The sequence below is a fragment of the Pseudogemmobacter sonorensis genome (assembly GCF_042762395.1).
GTDB classification, from domain to species: Bacteria; Pseudomonadota; Alphaproteobacteria; order Rhodobacterales; family Rhodobacteraceae; genus Pseudogemmobacter; species Pseudogemmobacter sonorensis.
Map to the genome: position 1 here is coordinate 1 of NZ_JBEFZE010000100.1, position 620 is coordinate 620.

The following is a 620-nucleotide window of genomic DNA, read 5'->3' on the forward strand; positions in this document are numbered from 1 at the left end:
ACCTGCCTGACGATGAAGGTTTTGTTCGGCATGGCGTTGCGGCAGACGGCAGGGCTCGTCGAAGGCGGACGTCCTGCCATCAGAAAATTTGGGCAGGAGAGACCCTCCAAAGTCCAATCGCAGGTTTCCTTCCGAATTCGACCGCGACACTTACAAATGGCGGCATCTGATCGAGAATTTCTTCGGAAAACTGAAGGAGTACAGAGGCATTGCGATGCGGTGCTGCAGGACAGACACCAGCTTCCGCGCATTCATAGCCATCGCCGCAACCGTCATCAGAACACGATGAACGTTAACAACCCCTAGTCGGTCTCGACGCGGGATGTGGAAAAGGTTCGTCCGGCCGCGTGATCTTCAGGCGGGTCAAAGGACGATTGCCTTGTCGGCAAGAAAATCATTCCCAATGCGGGACTAAATCAGCACACTGCTAAAGCGCAGTGGCTGAATCCTGCGGCCCTTCGGCTCTTTACGGCGCTGTTTGAAAGCGCGTTCGCCTTCTCTAATCGGCGTGGTGAGGTCAAGCACTTTCGAGCTTTCAGCTTGCGCGGCGTTTAACGCATTGGTTAGACTTCACATTTTTCTTTTTGGAGTCGTGCAGGAAGACTGACGTGGTTCAATCT

At 53.9% G+C, this 620-nt stretch carries 1 pseudogene; it reads left to right on the forward strand.

Features of this window, described 5'->3' with window-relative positions:
- A pseudogene (locus ABNX41_RS21930) lies at positions 1-105 on the forward strand (IS5/IS1182 family transposase); the annotation flags it as partial.
- Positions 106-620 lie beyond the last annotated feature (515 nt).